Source organism: Streptomyces afghaniensis, from assembly GCF_044327915.1.
GTDB lineage: Bacteria > Actinomycetota > Actinomycetes > Streptomycetales > Streptomycetaceae > Streptomyces > Streptomyces afghaniensis.
This window is the reverse complement of record NZ_JBIRGJ010000003.1, coordinates 719,309-737,427: the sequence shown is the minus strand read 5'-3', so window position 1 is coordinate 737,427 and position 18,119 is coordinate 719,309. Positions and strand designations below refer to the sequence as shown.

Sequence of the window (18,119 nt, the reverse complement as noted above, 5' to 3'; positions counted from 1 at the left end):
ACGGGCCCTTAGGGGACCTGGTTCTTGAGAGTTACCACGGTCGGGAGTCTCCTATTGACGAACCGTCTAACAACTGCCAGATTCGCCGGATGACGTTGCTCACGGGCGCGCGGGAGCGCTGGGTGCGGACCGGCGAAGTCGAGCTGTGCGTGGCCGAGGTGGGTGATCCGCGGCGGCCGACCGTGGTCCTCGTGCACGGCTACCCCGACAGCAAAGAGGTGTGGTCCGAGGTCGCCGCGCGTCTCGCCGGGCACTTCCACGTGGTGGCGTACGACGTCCGGGGCCACGGGCGGTCCACGGCGCCACGGCCACTGCGGGGCGGGTTCACGCTGGAGAAGCTGACGGACGACTTCCTGGCCGTCGCGGACGCGGTCAGCCCGGACCGGCCGGTGCATCTGGTCGGGCACGACTGGGGCTCGGTGCAGGCCTGGGAGTTCACCACCGTCCGGCGGACCGAGGGCCGCATCGCCTCCTTCACGTCCATGTCCGGGCCGTCCCTGGACCACTTCGGCCACTGGATCAACAGCCGTGTGAATCGGCCCACCCCGCGCCGCATCGGCCAGCTCCTCGGGCAGGGCGCCAGGTCCTGGTACGTGTACCTGCTGCACACACCCGTGCTGCCCGAGCTGGCCTGGCGCGGCCCGCTCGGCAAGCGCTGGCCCCGGATTCTGGAGCGCGTCGAGAAGGTGCCCCGGGGCGACTATCCGACCTCGTCCCTGCCGTCGGACGCGGCACACGGGGCCTGGCTGTACCGCGACAACGTCCGGGCCCGGCTGCGCAGGCCACGCACGGACGCGTACGCGCACGCGCCCGTGCAGATCGTGACGCCCCTGGAGGACCGGTTCCTGTCGGAGCGGCTCACCGACGAGCTGGAGCAGTGGGTTCCGCAGTTGACCCGCAGGACCGTGCAGGCGGGGCACTGGATCCCACGCACCCGGCCGGATCAGCTGGCTTCGTGGATCGAGGAGTTCGTGACGTCCGTGGAGAGCGGGCGGTCCCCTGTGCCGGCGAGCGGCAAGCACGCGCAGCGGTTCGGCGGGCAGCTCGTACTGGTCACCGGGGCGGGCAGCGGCATCGGGCGGGCGACGGCGCTGGCGTTCGCCGAGGCCGGCGCGCGCGTGGTCGCCGTCGACCGGAACGCGGAGGCGGCGGCCCGCACTGCCGAGTCGTCCCGCACCGCGGGCGCTCCGGCGGCCTGGGCGGAGACGGTCGACGTCTCCGACGAGCAGGCCATGGAGAAGCTCGCCGAGAAGGTCACCGCCGAGTACGGCACGGTGGACGTCCTCGTGAACAACGCCGGGATCGGACTGTCCGGTTCCTTCTTCGACACGACTCCGGAGGACTGGAAGAAGGTCCTCGACGTCAACCTCTGGGGTGTCATCCACGGCTGCCGGCTCTTCGGCCGGCGGATGGCCGAGCGCGGCCAGGGCGGCCACATCGTCAACGTGGCCTCGGCGGCGGCGTACCAGCCGTCCCGCGCGCTGCCCGCGTACAGCACCTCCAAGGCGGCCGTCCTCATGCTCAGCGAGTGCCTGCGCGCGGAGCTCGCCGGGCAGGGGATCGGCGTGACGGCAGTCTGCCCCGGTTTCGTCAACACCGCCATCACGTCCACGGCGCACTTCGCCGGGGTCGACGCGGGCGAGGAGAAACGGCTCCAGCAGCGCGCCGCCCGTCTGTACGGGCTGCGGAACTACCCGCCGGAGAAGGTCGCCGCCGCGATCCTGCGGGCCGTGGTGCGCAACGAGGCGGTGGTCCCGGTCACGCCGGAGGCACGGGGCGCGCGCTGGTTGTCGCGGTTCGCGCCGGGGGCGCTGCGGGGATTCGCGCGGGTGAAGCCGCCGATGTGACCCCAAGAGGCTTACTGGGAGGGCCAGTTGTCCACAGACTTGCCAATTCCCCCTGTGGATAACACCACTTGGCTGTGGATCAAACCTCTTACAGAAACTCGATCGCGTGATTCAGGTCTCTCCCGCGCTCTCAGCCACAGCCCATGGCTTTCGATCCCTTCCCCGGGCCTCACACATGCTGTGCAGGACGAAACGCTCTCAGTGACTGTTTCACGTGAAACACAGGTCACCCGCAGCACTCCCTTAGGCTCGATGCCATGAGTCTGCGTCTGAGCACCGTGATCCTCCCCTACCGCCGCTGGCAGGAAGGCGGCCGTGCGGCCTGGACGCGTGCCGAGCAGCTCGGCTTCCACACCGCCTACACCTACGACCACCTCTCATGGCGCAGCTTCCGGGACGGTCCCTGGTTCGGCGCCGTCCCGACCCTCACGGCCGCCGCGACCGTGACCGACCGGCTGCGGCTGGGCACTCTGGTGACCTCGCCGAACTTCCGGCATCCGGTGACACTCGCCAAGGAACTGATCTCCCTCGACGACATCTCCGGCGGGCGGGTCACCCTGGGCATCGGCGCGGGCGGCTCGGGTTTCGACGCCACCGCGCTCGGCCAGGAGCCGTGGACCCCGCGGGAGCGCGCCGACCGCTTCGCCGAGTTCGTCCCGCTGCTCGACCGGCTGCTCAGCGAGGACGCGGTGTCGTACAAGGGCGACTTCTACTCGGCACACGAGGCACGGAACATCCCCGGCTGTGTGCAGCGCCCCAGGCTTCCGTTCGCGGTGGCTGCGACCGGGCCGCGCGGGATGCGGCTCGCCGCACGGTACGGGCAGGCGTGGGTGACCACCGGCGACCCCAAGCTGTACGAGAACGGCACTCCTGAGCAGTCGGTTCAGGCCATACGGGGGCAGGCGGAGAAACTCGCCGACATCTGCGCCGAGATCGGCCGGGACGTGACCGGCCTCGACAAGGTCCTGCTCACCGGATTCACCCCGGACCGCGGCGGCCCGCTCCAGTCCCTGGACGCCTTCGTCGACTTCGCCGGCCGGCACCTGGAACTGGGCTTCACGGACATCGTGATCCACTGGCCCATCCCCGACTCGCCCTTCGCGGCGGACGAGAAGGCCTTCGAGCAGATCGCCATGGAGGCGCCGGCGCAGTTGCGCTGAGGGCCTTACGGGAAGCACCTCGGGAAGTTCCTGGTGAGGGCGGTATCCACTCACCTGTGCGGAGTCCCGCACGCACGTGCAGGCATATGCGGGACAATGGCCGGGTGATCTCAGCGACCCGACAGCCCGAGACCGCGGCCGAGACCGTCCCGCCGCGGCTGATCGCCACCGACCTGGACGGCACGCTGCTGCGCGACGACAAGTCGGTGTCCCCCCGCACGGTGGCCGCCCTGGCCGCCGCCGAGGAGGCGGGCATCGAGGTCTTCTTCGTCACCGGCCGCCCGGCCCGCTGGATGGACGTCGTCAGCGACCACGTGCACGGCCACGGCCTGGCGATCTGCGGCAACGGCGCCGCCGTGGTCGACCTGCACGGCGGCCCCGGCTCCCACCGGTTCGTGAAGGTACGGGAGCTGGAGCGGGCGAACGCACTGGATGCCGTACGGCTGTTGCGTGACGCGGCTCCGGGGACGGTGTACGCGGTGGAGCAGACGTACGGCTTCTACCAGGAACCGGCCTATCCGAAGCTGCACATGGAGACCCCGGACAGCCTCGCCCCCGCGGAGGAACTGCTGTCGCCGGAGCACCGCGCTGCCGCGGAGCCGGTCCTGAAGATCCTGGCCTACCACCCCGAGATGGACCCCGACGCCTTCCTGACCCTGGCCCGGCTCGCCATCGGCGACCGCGCCAACGTGACCCGCTCCAGCCCGAGTGCACTGCTGGAGATCAGCGGCCCCGGGGTGTCCAAGGCCAGCACGCTCGCCCTGTGCTGCGCCGAGCGCGGCATCTCGCACGAGCAAGTCGTCGCCTTCGGCGACATGCCGAACGACGTCGAGATGCTGACCTGGGCGGGCCGCTCCTACGCGATGGGCAACGCCCACCCGGACGTGATCGCCGCGGCCTCGGGACGGACGGTCGCGAACAACGAGGACGGCGTGGCGGTCGTGATCGAGCAGCTGCTCACGGAAGTGCGGTAGCCGGCGCGGCTGTCCGCACGACCTCGGTGCGACTACGGCTCTCGCCGGGGTCAGAGCGACACCCCGCGAGCCGCCAGCCATGACACCGGATCCACGGACGAGCCCATCTCCGGCGTGACCCTGGTCTCGAAGTGCAGGTGCGGTCCGGTGGAGTTGCCCGTGGTGCCCGACTGGCCGATCCACTGGCCGGGTTCCACGTGCTCCCCCTGGTCGACCGCGACGGACGCGAGGTGGGCGTACTGCGTGTAGTAGCCGCCCGCGTGCTTGAGCACGATCTCGATTCCGAAGGCACCCCCGCAGGACACCTTCACCACCCGCCCCGCACCCACGGCCCGCACCGGCGTACCGATCGGCACCGCGAAGTCCTGCCCGGTGTGCCGGCTCGACCACCGCGCACCGCCGCTGCCGTAGGACGCGGACAGCTCGTACGTCTCCACGGGCGCGACCCACGCGCTCGTGAACCCCGTCTCCGGCTGGTCGAGCCGCACGGCCCCACGGCACGCCCCGGCGGCGACCGAGGCGTCCGCCTGCCCCTGGAGCTGCGAGCGTGCCGTTTCCAGCTTCTGCTCGATGTCCGCCTTGAGACCGGCGAGTTGCGTGTTCCGCTTCTCCAGCGCCTGCCAGTGCGCCGCGGCCTTGGCCTCGTTCGCGGCGAGCCGTGCCTCGGCCCGGCGGCTCTTGGAGATGGCGTTGTTCACGGCGAGATTCGTCTGCGAGAAGGCGTGCTGGCCCCGCATCAGATCGTCGGGGCCGTCGGCGAGGAGCAGCTGGGCGGCCACCGGCAGGCCACCACTGGAGCGGTACTGGGCACGGGCGATCCTGCCGAGGTCCTCGTGCAGGGCCGCGATGTGCCGCCGCTGACTGTCCAGGAGTTCCTCGGCCCGCTGAGCTCTGGCCCGTTGCTCCTCGGCCTCCCGGCGACCCGCCTCGTACTGCTGCGTCGCCACCGCGGCCTCCTCGTACAGCCGCGCCACCTCGGCACTGAGCCCCGAGTCCCCGCCGGTGCCGCTCCCGGGTTCCTTGTGCGCCGCCGTCGGCCCGGCCGCGAGCACCGCCAGCGCGCACAGCAGTACCGGGACGAGCAGCCGATGGCGGCGATATGAGCGCATGTCAGTGATCGTCACCCAGCCCGGCCGCCCTGGCCCTGTTCGCCTCGTACGGCCGGGGGACCGGCTGCCCCGAACGGCTCAGTGCGGCGCCGCCCGGGCCCCGCCAGGGCGTGGCTCGGTGCTGCGCCGGCCGGGCAGACCAGGGCGCGGCTCGCGGGGGCGAGAGCCCGGCACCCCTAGGGCGCAGTCACCAGCGACTCCGACGCCGCCTCCCGTTCCGCCATCTCCCGCAGCGGTCCGTCCACGGCCACCAGCTCCTCGTACGCCCCGCGCTGCACGACACGTCCCTGGTCCAGCACGATGACCTCGTCCACCGCCTCCAGACCCGCCAGCCGGTGTGTGATGAGCAGCGTCGTACGGCCCTCGGTGGCCGCCAGCAGGTCGGCGGTGAGCGCGTCGGCGGTGGGCAGGTCCAGGTGTTCGGCGGGCTCGTCGAGCACCAGGACGGGGAAGTCGGCGAGGAGTGCCCGGGCCAGCGCCAGCCGCTGCCGCTGGCCTCCCGACAGCCGCGCCCCGTGTTCGCCGACGAGCGTGTCGAGCCCGTCGGGCAGGCCGTCGGCCCAGTCCAGCAGCCGGGCCCGCCCGAGTGCGGTACGCAGGTCGTCCTCGGTGGCGTCCTTCTTTGCGAGCAGCAGGTTCTCGCGCAGCGAGCTGTCGAAGAGGTGCGCGTCCTGCGCGCACAGCCCGACGAGCCTGCGTACGTCGTCCCCGTGCAGCGCGTACGCGTCCACGCCCGCCAGCGTGTACGAACCCGCGTCCGCGTCGAGGAAGCGCAGCAGCACCTGCGCCAGGGTCGTCTTGCCGGAGCCGGAGGGTCCGACCACGGCGACCCGGCGGCCCTCTTCGAGGGTCAGGTCCAGCCCGGCGAGCGCGTCCCGGTCCTGCCCCGCGTGCCGTGCGGCCAGCCCCTTCACGGCGACCGGGAACGGCGACGCGGGCGCCTGCCGGGGCTGCTCGGGCTCCCCCACGGGCTCCGGGGCGTCCAGCACCTCGTACACCCGCTCGGCGCTCCGGCGCACCCGCTGCCGGTACTGCACGGCGAGCGGCAGCCCGAGCACGGCCTCGAAGGCGGCCAGCGGGGTGAGGACGACGACGGCCATGGTCACGCCGTCCAGCCGCCCTGCCGCGACCGCCTGTGCGCCGACCAGGGCGGCGGCCGTGACGGTCAGGCCGGAGATCAGCGCGGTGAGCCCGTCGCCGAGTGCCGTGGCCGTGGCGGCGCGCGACGCGATCCGGGTGAGTGCGCCGTCTGCCTCGCGTGCCTGGGCAGTCCGGGAGGGCAGGGCGCCGGCGACGGTCAGTTCCGCGGTTCCGGTGAGCAGATCGGCCACCCGCGTCGCGAGCACTCCGCGGGCGGGCGCCAGCCTGTGCTCGGCCCGTCGTGCCACGGCACCCGTGACGAGGGGCACCCCCGCCCCCGCAGCCAGCAGCCCGGCCGCGAGCACGGCCCCGGCCTCCGGCAGCAGCCACGCCGTGAACCCGACGGACGCGGCCGACACGACGACGGCCGCCCCGGCCGGCAGCAGCCACCGCAGCCAGTAGTCCTGCAACGCGTCCACGTCCGCGACCAGCCGGGACAGCAGATCACCCCGGCGGGTCCGGCGCAGTCCGGCGGGCGCCAGCCGCTCCAGCCTGCGGAACACCGCGACCCTGGTGTCCGCCAGCATCCGCAGTACGGCGTCGTGAGAGACCAGCCGCTCGGCGTACCGGAACACGGCCCGCCCGATCCCGAAGGCCCGCGTCGCCGTCACGGCCACCATCAGGTACAGCACGGGCGGCTGCTGCGAGGCCCGCGAGATCAGCCACCCGGAGGTGGCCATGAGCCCTACGGCACTCCCGAGCGCGAGGCTCCCGAGCAGCAGGGCGAGTCCCAGCCGTCCGCGCCGGGCACCGGACATGGCGCGGACGCGCGCGAGGACGCCGCCGCCCGAAGCGGGCCGGCCGCCGGGCTCCGCCGGAGGGGCCGGGGCAGGCGGCTCGGCCTCGACGGAGACCGTTCCGGGGTTCCGGACCACAGCGGACGCGACGGGCACCGGGGCGGACGCGACGGGCACCGGGGCAATCTCGGGCTCTGCCAGCCGCACCACCCGGTCCGCCACTCCCAGCAGCGCCGGCCGGTGCACCACGAGGAGCACCGTCCGCCCGGCCGCGAGCCGCCGTACAGCTGCCACGACCTCGGCCTCGGTGGCCCCGTCCAGCGCGGCCGTCGGCTCGTCGAGCAGCAGCACGGGCCGGTCCGCGAGGAACGCCCGGGCCAGCGCGAGCCGCTGCCGCTGCCCGGCGGACAGCCCGGCCCCGTCCTCACCGAGCACGGTGTCCGCACCCTCGGGCAGCGCGTCTACGAACTCCAGCGCCCCGGCGTCCCGCAGCGCCCGCCGAACGGCGTCGTCGTCGGCGTCGGGCCGCGCCAGCCGTACGTTCTCGGCGATCGTCCCGGCGTACAGATGCGGCCGCTGCGGCACCCACGCGATCCGGGACCGCCACTGCTCCAGGTTCACGTCAGCGAGATCGGCTCCCCCGACCCGCACCCGTCCCTCGGCCGGTGGCACGAACCCGAGCAGGACGTTCAGCAGCGTCGACTTGCCCGCACCGCTCGGCCCGACCAGCGCGACCGTCTCCCCGGGCTCGACGGTGAAGGACACGTCCGACACGGCGTCCGCCGACCGCCCCGGGTAGCGGACGGTCACTCCCTCGAAGGCCAGCGCACCCGCCGGCACAACCCCCGAACCGGAGGCCGGAACGGGCGTCTCCAGAACCTCGAAGATCTCCTCGGCCGCGGCGAGCCCCTCCGCCGCAGCGTGGTACTGCGCCCCGACCTGCCGCAACGGCAGATACGCCTCCGGCGCCAGGATCAGGATGACCAGGCCGATGTACAGGTCCATCTCACCGTGCACCAGCCGCATGCCGATCGTCACGGCGACCAGCGCCACCGAGATCGTCGCGAGCAGCTCCAGCGCGAAGGAGGAGATGAAGGCGATCCGCAGCGTCCGCATGGTCGCCTGCCGGTACTCATCCGTGATCCGCCGGATCGACTCGGCCTGCGCCTTGGCCCGCCCGAAGACCCTCAGCGTCGGCAGCCCCGCCACGACGTCCAGGAAGTGCCCGGACAGCCGTGACAGCAGCCGCCACTGACGGTCCATCCGGGACTGGGTGGCCCAGCCGATCAACACCATGAAGACCGGGATGAGGGGGAGGGTGCCCACGATGATGGCCGCGGAGACCCAGTCCTCGGTGACGATCCGCGCCAGCACCGCCACCGGCACGACCACCGCGAGACCCAACTGCGGCAGATACCGCGAGAAGTAGTCGTCGAGGGCGTCGACGCCCCGGGTGGCCAGGGCGACCAGCGAACCGGTCCGCTGCCCGCTCAGCCAGCCCGGCCCCAGCTGAGCGGAACGCTCCAGCAACCGCCCCCGCAACTCGGACTTCACCGCCGCGCTCGCCCGGTGCGCGGCGAGCTCGGTGAGCCAGCCGACCAGCGCCCGACTGACCGCGACGGCGGCCAGCAGCAGCAGGGGAGTGCCGAGGTCGGACACCGCCATGCGGTGCTGGAACGCGCCGACCACCACCTCGGCGATGAGCATCGCCTGCGCGATGACCAGCCCCGCCCCCACGACACCCAGGGCGACGACCGCCACCAGGAAGACCCGGGTGGCACGGGCGTACCGGAGCAGACGCGGATCGATTGGTTTCACGTGAAACACACCTCAGTGCACAGTCTCGGCGATGTGCTGCGTACCGATCCGCTTGCGGAACACCCAGTACGTCCAGCCCTGGTAGAGCATCACGATCGGAGTGGCGACCGCCGCGCACCAGGTCATGATCTTCAGTGTGTACGGGCTGGAGGAGGCGTTGGTGACCGTCAGGCTCCAGTCCGGGTTGAGCGTCGACGGCATGACGTTCGGGAACAGCGTCAGGAAGAGCATCGCCACCGTGGCCACGATGGTGAGCCCCGACAGGGCGAACGCCCAGCCCTCACGACCCGCCCGCGCCGCGACCATGGCCACGACGAGGGACACCACGGCCACGGCCACCGCGACGAGCGATGCCCCGTCGCCCCGGTCGGACTGCGTCCACAGCAGGAAGGCGAGGGCCAGCAGGGCGGTCACCGACCCGACCCGAAGCGCCAGCTTCCGCGCCCGCTCCCGGATCTCACCGACCGTCTTGAGTCCGACGAACACCGTCCCATGGAAGGTGAACAGCGCCAGCGTGACGAGACCGCCGAGCAGGGCGTACGGGTTGAGCAGGTCCAGGACGCCGCCGGCGTAGTTGAAGTCCTGGTCGATCTTCACGCCCCGCACGATGTTGCCGAAGGCCACACCCCACAGGAACGCGGGGATCAGCGAGGTCCAGAAGATCGCCGTCTCCCAGTTGCGCTGCCAGTGCTCCTCGGGCCGCTTGGCGCGGTACTCGAAGGCCACACCCCGGACGATGAGGCAGACCAGGATGAGCAGCAGCGGCAGGTAGAAGCCGGAGAAGAGCGTGGCGTACCACTCGGGGAAGGCGGCGAAGGTGGCACCACCCGCCGACAGCAGCCACACCTCGTTTCCGTCCCAGACGGGTCCGATGGTGTTGATCAGCACCCGCTTCTCGGGCCGGTTGCGGGCGAGCAGCTTCGTGAGTACACCGACCCCGAAGTCGAAGCCCTCCAGGAAGAAGTAGCCCGTCCACAGGACGGCGATCAGGACGAACCAGACGTCGTGCAGTTCCATGACTGTGCAGCTCCCTCGGCCTAGTACGAGAAGGCCATCGGCTTGTCGGCGTCACGGGTGTCGCCGCCGATCTTCGTGGGCGGGTTGAGGTCGGCCTCGGTGAGCTCGGGCGGGCCCGCCTTGACGTACTTGACGAGCAGCTTGACCTCGACGACGGCGAGGATCGCGTACAGCGTGGTGAAGACGACCATCGAGGTGATGACCTCGGCCTGGGAGACACCGGGGGAGACCGCGTGACGGGTCTGCAGGACGCCGTAGACGACCCACGGCTGGCGGCCCATCTCGGTGAAGATCCAGCCCCAGGAGCTGGCGATCAGCGGGAAGCCCAGGGTGAGGATCGCGATGCGCCAGTACCACTTGGTGAGGGTCGGACCGAGGGCCTTCTTCGGCAGGAGCACCAGATGCGGCACCTCGTCCTCACCCACCCGCAGATGCCGCGGCAGCAGGAACTTCTTGCGGGTCAGCCACAGCCCGGCCAGGCCGATGGCGAAGGACGTCATGCCGAAGCCGATCATCCAGCGGAATCCCCAGTAGGCCACGGGGATGTTGGGCCGGTAGTCGCCGGGTCCGTACTTCTCCTGCTCGGCCTTGTTGACGTCGTTGATGCCGGGCACGTACGAGGTGAAGTCGTCCTTGGCGAGGAAGGACAGCAGGCCGGGGATCTCGATGGCGACCTTGTTGTGCCCCTTGTCGACGTCGCCGATGGCGAAGACCGAGAAGGGCGCCGGCTTCTCGCCGTCCCACAGCGCCTCGGCCGCGGCCATCTTCATCGGCTGCTGCTGGTACATGATCTTGCCGAGGACATCGCCGCTGACCGCGGTGAGCAGACCGCCGACGACGACGGTGACGAGGCCCAGCCGCAGCGAGGTCTTCATCACGGGGACGTGCTTCTTGCGGGCCAGGTGGAAGGCGGCGATGCCCACCATGAAGGCGCCGCCGGTCAGGAAGGCCGCGGTGAGGGTGTGGAAGACCTGGGCGAGCGCGGTGTTCTGGGTCAGCACCAGCCAGAAGTCGGTGAGCTCGGCCCGCCCCTTCGCCTCGTTGATCCGGTAGCCGACCGGGTGCTGCATCCAGGAGTTGGCCGCGAGGATGAAGTAGGCCGACAGGATCGTGCCGATCGAGACCATCCATATGCAGGCCAGGTGGATCTTCTTGGGCAGCTTGTCCCACCCGAAGATCCACAGGCCGATGAAGGTGGACTCGAAGAAGAAGGCGATCAGGGCCTCGAAGGCGAGCGGCGCGCCGAAGACGTCACCGACGAAGCGCGAGTAGTCGGACCAGTTCATGCCGAACTGGAACTCCTGCACGATGCCGGTGACCACCCCCATCGCGATGTTGATCAGGAAGAGCTTGCCCCAGAACTTCGTCGCCCGGAGGTACTTCTCCTTCTCCGTCCGCACCCAGGCGGTCTGCAGTCCGGCCGTCAGGGCGGCCAGCGAGATCGTCAGGGGGACGAACAGAAAGTGGTAGACGGTGGTGATGCCGAACTGCCATCGCGCCAGGGTCTCCGGCGCCAAAGCCAGGTCCACGTCGCCGCTCCTTACACCGCTTGTGAAAGCGTTCACATTCACAAGCCATTATGCAGTACGGACTTTCGAGCCCTGGAGGGGGTCCCCTGTCTCCCCCGTCACAGTCAAGCCCTTGGCCGGAACTTCAACATATTGTTGAATCGACGGCATGCAGACACCGATATCGCTACAGATCCGGATCTCCTGGCCCTCGGGCCATCTCACCGCGTCGCTCGACGACACCCCGACCACTCAGGCACTCGCCGAGACGCTGCCCTTCGTCTCGACCGCACGCACCTGGGGCAAGGAGGTGTACTTCGAGACAGGAGTGTCGGTTTCACGTGAAACAGGCGCCCGCGAGGTCGTCGAGCCCGGCACCGTCGCCTTCTGGACCGACGGCGACGCCCTCGCCCTCCCCTATGGGCCCACACCGATCTCCCGGGGCGACGAGTGCCGCCTCGCAAGCCCGTGCAACGTCCTGGGCCGCCTCGACGGCGACCCCGGTCTGCTCGCGACCGTGCGGGACGGCGACCCCGTGCGCGTGGAGCTTCTCGACGCCTGACCTGGCTCGCGGAGCCCTACAGCTCCTTGCGAAACCCTTCCGCCACCTTCAGGAAGATGTCGTTCGCCTCGGTCTCCCCGACCGTCACCCGCACACCCTCACCCGGGAACGGCCGGATCACCACGCCCGCCTGATCACACGCCTCCGCGAACGGGACCGTGCGTTCCCCCAGCCGCAGCCACACGAAGTTGGCCTGGGTCTCGGGCACCGTCCAGCCCTGGGCGCGCAGCCCGTCGACCACGCGCGTGCGCTCACACACCAGCGAGCCGACCCGGCCGAGCAGTTCGTCCTCGGCACGCAGCGAGGCGATCGCCGCCTCCTGCGCGAGCTGGCTCACCCCGAACGGGACCGCCGTCTTGCGCAGCGCCGCGGCCACCGGCTCATGGGCGATGGCGAACCCGACGCGCAGGCCGGCGAGACCGTAGGCCTTGGAGAAGGTCCGCAGGACGCAGACGTTGGGCCGGTCACGGTAGAGCTCGACACCGTCCGGCACCTCGGGGTCACGGATGAACTCGCGGTAGGCCTCGTCGAGTACCACCAGCACATCACCGGGCACCCGGTCGAGGAAGCGCTCCAGCTCCGCACGCCGCACGACCGTGCCCGTCGGGTTGTTGGGGTTGCAGACGAAGATCAGCCGGGTCCGGTCGGTGATCGCGTCGGCCATCGCGTCGAGGTCGTGCACATCACCGGAGGTCAGCGGCACCTGCACCGATGTCGCGCCGCTGATCTGCGTGATGATCGGGTACGCCTCGAAGGACCGCCAGGCGTAGATGACCTCGTCGCCGGGGCCGGAGGTGGCCTGGATCAGCTGCTGTGCGACACCGACCGACCCGGTGCCCGTGGCCAGGTGGGAGAGCGGCACGCCGAACCGGTCGGACAGCTCGTTCATCAGCGCCGTACAGGCCATGTCCGGGTAGCGGTTGAAGTTGCAGGCCGCCGCCGTCACCGTCTCCATCACACCCGGCAGCGGCGGGTAGGGGTTCTCGTTGGAGGACAGCTTGTAGGCCACCGGCCCACCCGCCGCGGCCGGCTTGCCCGGCTTGTAGGTGGGGATCCCCTCCAGCTCGGCGCGCAGCCTGGGGCTCGTCTCGCTCACCGCAGTCCTCCTTACGAAGACCGGCGGCCCATGACCGCCGCCGACATCCAATACTCCTCACCTTATGAGGATTCGGCGCCGCTGCGTATAGCCACGACGGCGTGACGAACGCCGGCCTCGCGTGTCCCGCCGGCATCAGGGGCATCACCGTACGAAGGCGTACGAATTCAGGGGCGCGCCGCACATATATCTACGCGCCGGTGGTGCACGCCGTGGCGCGCATCCCCCGTGCAGGTGAGTTGAGACCTCTTCGCAACATCGGCCACTTGGCAGGCCCGTGCGGGCCGACAAGTCACGTAGTGGCATGAGAGCGCCCAACGTCCTTGTTTTCCCAGGCAATTGAGCCTAAATGATCATGCAGAAACGTGTCTGTCAACGCGTGCATATGCGTCCGCACTACCCCACCGCATGAGCCCTACTATCGGCTCGCCATGACAGCAGCAGGGAAGCACCAGGTGAGCCGCGCGGAAACCTCACGTCGAGGCAGTCGGCCGGGTCGGGCGGGTATCAGAGACGTGGCCGCCGCCGCCGGAGTGTCCATCACGACCGTCTCCGACGCCCTCAACGGCAAGGGCAGGCTCCCGGACGCCACCCGGCGCCATGTCCGTGAGGTCGCCGACCGGCTGGGCTACCGGCCCTCGGCCGCCGCCCGGACCCTCCGTACCGGCAAGTCGGGACTCATCGGCCTGACCGTGACCACGTACGGGGATGAACCTTTCACCTTCACCGAGTTCGCGTACTTCGCCGAGATGGCGCGGGCCGCCACCTCCGCGGCGCTCGCCCGCGGCTACGCCCTCGTCATCCTGCCCGCGACCTCCCGCCACGACGTGTGGTCGAACGTCGCCCTGGACGGCACGGTCGTCATCGACCCGTCCGACCAGGACCCGGTCGTCAGCGAGCTCGTCCGGCAGGGCCTGCCGGTCGTCTCCGACGGCCGCCCGGCCGGCTCGCTGCCGGTCACGGCCTGGGTCGACAACGACCACGAGGCCGCCGTCCTCGGCATCCTCGACCACCTGGCCGACGCCGGCGCGCGCCGCATCGGCCTGCTGACCGGCACGACGACCGACACCTACACCCATCTCTCCACCACCGCATACCTGCGCTGGTGCGAGCGCGTCGGCCAGGATCCGGTCTACGAGGCCTACCCGGCGCACGATCCGTGCGCGGGCGCCGTCGCCGCCGACCGGCTGCTCGCCCGACCCGACCGGCCGGACGCGGTCTACGGGCTGTTCGACCCGAACGGCACCGACCTGCTCGCCGCCGCCCGCCGCTACGGCCTGCGCGTACCGGACGACCTGCTGCTGGTCTGTTGCAGCGAATCCACCGTGTACGCCCACACCGAGCCGCCCATCACGACGCTCTCCCTGAAGCCGCGCCGGATCGGCACGGCGGTCGTGCAGCTCCTCATCGACGCCATCGAGGGAGCGGACTCGGACCGTCCGGTGGAGCAGGTGATACCGACGGAGCTGATCGTGCGCACGTCGTCCCAGCGGCGCCCGCCGCGCACGACGGTCAGCCCGCCGCGGTCACCCGAGAAGACGTAAGCCGGTACACCCGGTAAAGGGACGTTCGCACTCCTGGGGAGAAACGGGGCCGGTCCCCCGGAGAGAAGGGATCGTTCTCGCGAAGAGAAGGAAAGCGAGGACGGTCACACGGTGGTCGAAGCCCGGCTCAATCGGGGCGAAAGCCGCGGTGAACTGGACTCTTGCTCTGATTCACCACCCCTGGGTCATCACATGGCGCGATCCGCATTCCTATGATGGGCCCACGACACCCACGGGCCGCTACGACCAGGCAGTCCGATGCGGTGCAGATGCGGCGCGATGGTGGAGGGGTCGATGACTCAGGGGGCCGGTCAGGGACCCGAGGTGGAGCGGACGGCGACGCTGCGCGACTTCCGGGTGCCCGCGTACGTCCACGAGACCGGTCCGTACGTCCACAGCGCCCAGCCCGGCGAGGTCGCCCCGCCGCCCGAGGAGGCCTACCCCGAGGGGTACACGCCGACCGAGCGCGATCTGCCGGTGATCAACCGGGGCGACACCGTGCAGGTGACCGTCGACCCCGAGGCCGTCGCAGCCCCGCAGGCCGACACCGGGCAGGGCCCGCTGTACGTCGTGGGTGACGTGCACGGCTACCTCGACCAGCTGGTGGCGGCCCTCCAGGAGAAGGGCCTCCTCGACGCCGACGGCCACTGGTGCGCGGGCACCGCCCGGCTGTGGTTCCTCGGCGACTTCACCGACCGCGGCCCCGACGGCATCGGCGTCATCGACCTGGTGATGCGGCTGTCCGCCGAGGCCGCCGCGGCCGGCGGCTACTGCAAAGCGCTCATGGGCAACCACGAGCTGCTGCTGCTCGGCGCCAAGCGGTTCGGCGACACCCCCGTCAACTCCGGCGCCGGCACCGCCACTTTCCAGGCGGCCTGGCTGCTCAACGGGGGCCAGAAGACCGACATGGACCGCCTCCAGGACCACCACCTGCAGTGGATGGCCCGCCTGGACGCCGTCGAGGAGGTCGACGGCCACCTGCTCGTCCACTCCGACACCACCGCCTACCTCGACTACGGCCGCTCCATCGAAGAGGTCAACGACACCGTCCGCGAGACGCTCACGCGCAACGACGCGGACGAGGTCTGGGACCTGTTCCGCAAGTTCACCAAGCGGTTCTCCTTCCGTGACGAGGGCGGCGCGGACGCCGTGCGCTCCCTGCTCGATACGTACGGGGGCACCCGCATCGTTCACGGTCACAGCCCGATTCCGTATCTGCTGGGCGAGGTCGGCTCCGAGGAGGACGACGACAGCACCGACCCCGTGGTCGAGGGTCCGCACGTCTACGCCGACGGACTCGCCATCGCCATGGACGGCGGCGTGACCATGGCCGGAAAGCTGCTGGTCCAGCAACTGCCGCTGGGTACATGAACGCTCGCCGGGCAGGCGTTTCCCGTCACCGGACCGGACCGGTGAGGGGCCAATTTCGGTAAACCCCCTGTCACCGCCCACCTTCACGGCTCTACCATCGGCTTATCCGTAGCAGGCTCCCCTCCGTTTCTGCCCGACGGCTCGTCAGCATGCCGAGCCCCAAGCCCTACGGAGCATCGGGGGATGCACATGAACAGCGTTCCGCAGCACCTGCTGAGCGAGGACCGCCAGGAATACGAGCGGATCCTCGATGAGGCGCTGCGCTCCGCACCACACCGTCCGGAACTGGCCGCTGTCGGACAGCGGCTCAACCCCGAACAACTGCGCACGATGGCGCTGAACGCCACCGCGCTCATCACGGCAGCCGCGTCGACCGAATACCAGCACTACGTCAAGGTCCGCGAGGAAATGCGCCAGCCGGCACCGTCCGGCCAGGCGGGCGTGCGCGCATCCGGCTCCTCCGAGCCGGGCACGGGCGCGGGGGGCCTCGCCGCCACCATGGGTGAGGTCGCCGAGACCGCCGGCGCGGGCGCCGTCGCCGTCGTCGCCGTCCTCGCTCCCGTCCTGGCCGGAACCGCCGCGGCGATCTTCCTGCTCGTCGGCTACATCCTTCAGATGCTCAACCCCGAGCAGACGTTCGCCCGGACCATGCTCACCACGGGCTGGGTGTTCGGCGCCGTGACCGCCGTCGCGATCCTCGTCGCGGCGGTGGGACTGCTGATCACCGCCCTGCGCAACAAGCCGACGGCCGAAGTCGATCCGCACGGCGAGCGGCAGGGAGAGGTGGACAAGGCCAGGGAAGCCTGGCGTGAGGCCCTGCTGGAGCGCGGCATCCTGCCGTTCCTCCGGGAAGCCCTCGTCGATCCGGACGCGAGCGCGGCGCTGCGCCACACGTCCTCGTCCGCACCGGTCAGCCGGATACCGCACCTCGGATACGACCGCCCGGGGTTCACCAGCCCGGAGGAAGGCCGGCACGGCTCGCGGCCCAGCTACAGCAGTCCTGACTACAGCAGCCCGGACTTCGGAGGACCGGAACACCAACCGGAGTAGCGGCCCAGCCGCCGCGCGGCGCCGGTCCGCGCAGTCGGCTTCCTCACAGGCGGCGGAGGATCTGCGCCTCGACCCGTTCGACCGTGCGGCGGCTGAATGCACGGACGAGTGCCAGGTGGTACAGCGCCGGTGCCGTCGCCGCCCATCGGTGGACGCGGTCGTCCCGCAGCAGGTACCTGACCACCGCCGTCGGCCGGAAGGGAACGAAGTCGACGGTCTGGTGCTCCCAGCGGTCGGCGACACCCCTGCTCATCCGTGCTTGCAAATCCGTGCTCTTGAGCTCCCGCAGCCGGGCGTAGAAGTGCGCACTCCAGCCCCTCCTCTCCACGTCCAGCACGAAGGCCAGCAGTTCGAGCGTGTACTCGTCGGCCTCCAGGGACAGTTCCTCCCGCATGCCGCGGCGGGCCACCGCGTGCAGGTCGGGGGCGTTCCTCCCCGAGGAGTCGATGTGGCGTGACAGTCCCTCGTTGACCGAGGAGTTCCACACGCCCGGCGCCGTACGGACCCGGTCGCTGCGCTGGGTCACGACGAGCATGTCGTCAGCGGTGACCACCGCGATGTTGACGCCCAGGCTGCACTGGAGGAAGGCCGGGGCCTTCAGCGGCTCGTCCGGGTCGAGGTAACGCGACCTGGGCGTGGTGCCGTCCGGGAGCCGGCGGTCGAGTTGCTGGGCGGCGAGGAAGGTGTAGTAGTCGGTCGGGCGCAGCCGCAGGTGGACCTCGGGGCGTTCCTCGAGTGCCGTGCGCGAGATGTCGAGGGATTCGACCGCGTACCGTGGGCCGTTCCACAGCGGAGCGCGTCCCCCGGCTTGCAGGCGCTCGCTCTCCTCGGCGATCTCGTCCCGCCAGCCGGCCATGTCCGCGGGCAGCGTCACCTCCTCGTCGAGTACGTGTACGTGGACGGTTTCGGGCGATATGGGCAGCTCTCCGTCGCCCTCGACGATGAGGGCGGACGTCTGGAGCGGCCCGAGGGAGAACGCCCGCCAGGCGGGCGCCGACTCGTCACGCCGCCCCAGGCTCCGGACCGCGCTGGTGGAGCGTCTGCGCAGGCGGTACCACGCGTCCTGCAGCGGCTGCTGGAACAGCACGGCGAACACCATGCCGAGTGCGGCGCCCACGACACCGTTGACGACATCGATCCCATCCATGCCACGACAGTAGGGATCTTGGACCGGACAGGCGACGCC

13 protein-coding genes are annotated in these 18,119 nt (G+C 70.7%); 7 read left to right on the top strand and 6 right to left on the bottom strand.

Annotation, left to right across the window (positions count from 1 at the left end):
* Nucleotides 1-89 precede the first annotated feature (89 nt).
* The 3 genes from ACH4G3_RS13700 (at nucleotide 90) to ACH4G3_RS13690 (ending at nucleotide 3,981) form a co-directional block, all read left to right on the top strand.
* The gene (locus ACH4G3_RS13700) at nucleotides 90-1,847 is read left to right on the top strand and encodes an SDR family oxidoreductase (protein ID WP_397624615.1); all 1,758 of its coding nucleotides are present in this window, start codon (nucleotides 90-92) and stop codon (nucleotides 1,845-1,847) included.
* Between the two features lie 257 nt (nucleotides 1,848-2,104).
* Entirely contained in the window at nucleotides 2,105-3,007 is a 903-nt protein-coding gene (locus ACH4G3_RS13695; RefSeq protein ID WP_397624614.1) for an LLM class flavin-dependent oxidoreductase, read from the top strand.
* An 86-nt stretch (nucleotides 3,008-3,093) separates the two neighbouring features.
* Nucleotides 3,094-3,981, top strand: coding sequence for a Cof-type HAD-IIB family hydrolase (locus tag ACH4G3_RS13690; RefSeq protein ID WP_397624613.1), 888 nt, complete (start codon nucleotides 3,094-3,096; stop codon nucleotides 3,979-3,981).
* A 50-nt stretch (nucleotides 3,982-4,031) separates the two neighbouring features.
* On the opposite strand, the gene ACH4G3_RS13685 is transcribed toward ACH4G3_RS13690, so the two are convergent.
* The 4 genes from ACH4G3_RS13685 to ACH4G3_RS13670 form a co-directional block, all read right to left on the bottom strand.
* Nucleotides 4,032-5,090 carry a M23 family metallopeptidase gene (locus ACH4G3_RS13685; protein ID WP_397624612.1) on the bottom strand — a complete coding sequence of 353 codons (1,059 nt, stop codon included), beginning with the start codon at nucleotides 5,088-5,090 and terminating at the stop codon, nucleotides 4,032-4,034.
* 176 nt (nucleotides 5,091-5,266) lie between these two features.
* Nucleotides 5,267-8,785 (bottom strand): thiol reductant ABC exporter subunit CydD, encoded by a 3,519-nt coding sequence (gene cydD / locus ACH4G3_RS13680; RefSeq protein WP_397624611.1) that lies wholly within the window; start codon nucleotides 8,783-8,785, stop codon nucleotides 5,267-5,269.
* A 12-nt stretch (nucleotides 8,786-8,797) separates the two neighbouring features.
* Complete coding sequence (cydB, locus tag ACH4G3_RS13675) at nucleotides 8,798-9,802, bottom strand: cytochrome d ubiquinol oxidase subunit II (protein ID WP_397624610.1); 1,005 nt, start codon at nucleotides 9,800-9,802, stop codon at nucleotides 8,798-8,800.
* A 20-nt stretch (nucleotides 9,803-9,822) separates the two neighbouring features.
* A complete protein-coding gene (locus tag ACH4G3_RS13670) occupies nucleotides 9,823-11,331 on the bottom strand; it encodes a cytochrome ubiquinol oxidase subunit I (RefSeq protein WP_397624609.1) in 1,509 nt (502 codons plus the stop codon).
* 148 nt (nucleotides 11,332-11,479) lie between these two features.
* Between ACH4G3_RS13670 and ACH4G3_RS13665 the strand changes: the two genes are divergently transcribed.
* Nucleotides 11,480-11,872 (top strand): cyclophilin-like fold protein, encoded by a 393-nt coding sequence (locus ACH4G3_RS13665; protein ID WP_397624608.1) that lies wholly within the window; start codon nucleotides 11,480-11,482, stop codon nucleotides 11,870-11,872.
* 16 nt (nucleotides 11,873-11,888) lie between these two features.
* On the opposite strand, the gene hisC is transcribed toward ACH4G3_RS13665, so the two are convergent.
* Nucleotides 11,889-12,968 (bottom strand): histidinol-phosphate transaminase, encoded by a 1,080-nt coding sequence (hisC, locus tag ACH4G3_RS13660; RefSeq protein WP_397624607.1) that lies wholly within the window; start codon nucleotides 12,966-12,968, stop codon nucleotides 11,889-11,891.
* A gap of 431 nt (nucleotides 12,969-13,399) precedes the next feature.
* On the opposite strand from hisC, the gene ACH4G3_RS13655 reads away from it, so the two are divergent.
* From ACH4G3_RS13655 to ACH4G3_RS13645, 3 genes are all read left to right on the top strand, one after another.
* Nucleotides 13,400-14,512 (top strand): LacI family DNA-binding transcriptional regulator, encoded by a 1,113-nt coding sequence (locus ACH4G3_RS13655; protein WP_082319792.1) that lies wholly within the window; start codon nucleotides 13,400-13,402, stop codon nucleotides 14,510-14,512.
* A 279-nt stretch (nucleotides 14,513-14,791) separates the two neighbouring features.
* Entirely contained in the window at nucleotides 14,792-15,883 is a 1,092-nt protein-coding gene (locus tag ACH4G3_RS13650) for a metallophosphoesterase (protein ID WP_397624606.1), read from the top strand.
* A gap of 183 nt (nucleotides 15,884-16,066) precedes the next feature.
* The gene (locus tag ACH4G3_RS13645; RefSeq protein ID WP_397624605.1) at nucleotides 16,067-16,933 is read left to right on the top strand and encodes a hypothetical protein; all 867 of its coding nucleotides are present in this window, start codon (nucleotides 16,067-16,069) and stop codon (nucleotides 16,931-16,933) included.
* Nucleotides 16,934-16,976: 43 nt separating this feature from the next.
* Here the strand turns inward: ACH4G3_RS13645 and ACH4G3_RS13640 are convergent, their stop codons facing one another.
* A complete protein-coding gene (locus tag ACH4G3_RS13640; RefSeq protein ID WP_397624604.1) occupies nucleotides 16,977-18,080 on the bottom strand; it encodes an NUDIX hydrolase in 1,104 nt (367 codons plus the stop codon).
* Between the last annotated feature and the right edge of the window lie 39 nt (nucleotides 18,081-18,119).